General features: G+C 55.4%; 2 protein-coding genes. One reads left to right on the forward strand and one right to left on the reverse strand.

The genetic code is table 11. The annotated features are described in order from the left end of the window. Positions 1 to 435: hypothetical protein (locus tag C1631_RS24250; protein ID WP_165828366.1), on the forward strand; the 435-nt coding region annotated here is incomplete at its 5' end. An 85-nt stretch (positions 436 to 520) separates the two neighbouring features. Here C1631_RS24250 and C1631_RS24255 read toward each other — a convergent pair. Further along, positions 521 to 945: hypothetical protein (locus tag C1631_RS24255; RefSeq protein WP_165828367.1), on the reverse strand; the 425-nt coding region annotated here is incomplete at its 5' end.

Genomic DNA, 945 nt, shown 5'->3' on the forward strand with positions numbered 1-945 from the left:
CGCGGGTTCTACGGACGTGAACCTGAGCGAGAGAGCGACCCGGAGGGACATCAGCGCGCGACGCGGGCGAGCATGGGATGCGATATGGGGCCCTTGGCCGAGGATGAGCGCTACCTGATCGTGCACACGCACTTCGTCGTGGCGTTCTCGGACGAGCTTGACGGAGAGACTTCTGCCGACGAGCTACGCCGCGGGGTGCAGGGAATCTGGACCGGCAAGTGGCAGACGCAGGTCAAGGGGCTACACGCCAAGAAACCCGTCACGAATTCCATCATCAACTTGTACTCATACTCTTACAAGCGTCGTCTGGAATACTCGACTGGAGGTCTTGATGATCTTCCAGTGAAATTCGGAGATGGTTACGGATGGCTGTGGGGTAAGTTCGTGTTGAAGATGTATGAGGGTTTTGAGTGTGAGTTTAGGTCTAAGAAGTAGGTACTCAGAAGGTATAACTACACCGCCCGGAATTCCGCCATTGCAGAGGGGAATCTGCGGTTTTCCGGGCGGCACATGGGAGACTTTACGCCTTCGCCTTCCCTTTGGCCGGGGTAACGGATTCGCCTTCTGCGGGAGCAACCTTATCCCGCGCCGGTCGTGCCGCAGCTTCTTCGAGAGCAGCATTGAGGTCGCCGTTCTTCGTAAGCTGAACGAGCTTATCGATCCTGACCTGCATCTCATCAACGCTGACGGCGGTGACCTGATTCATGCCCGGCCGCACGTTGACCTGCTTCGTCCCGTACCTCGGTTCGAAGACGAACAGCTTCCTATCGTCGGACCAGAAGGTGTGCGTCTTATTACGTTTCCCTCTTGTCTTCTTAGCCTGATCAGGCTTCTGCTCCACTGTTTTAAGTAGAGCCTTCTGGTCGGCAAGGTAGTCTGAAAACTTCTTGATCCAAGTCTGAGTTTTATCCGTCGATCTTGTTCTACGCGGTTTCTCGATTCCAC

Origin of the sequence: Chryseobacterium phosphatilyticum (genome assembly GCF_002899825.2) — a bacterium.
Lineage (GTDB): Bacteria > Bacteroidota > Bacteroidia > Flavobacteriales > Weeksellaceae > Chryseobacterium > Chryseobacterium phosphatilyticum.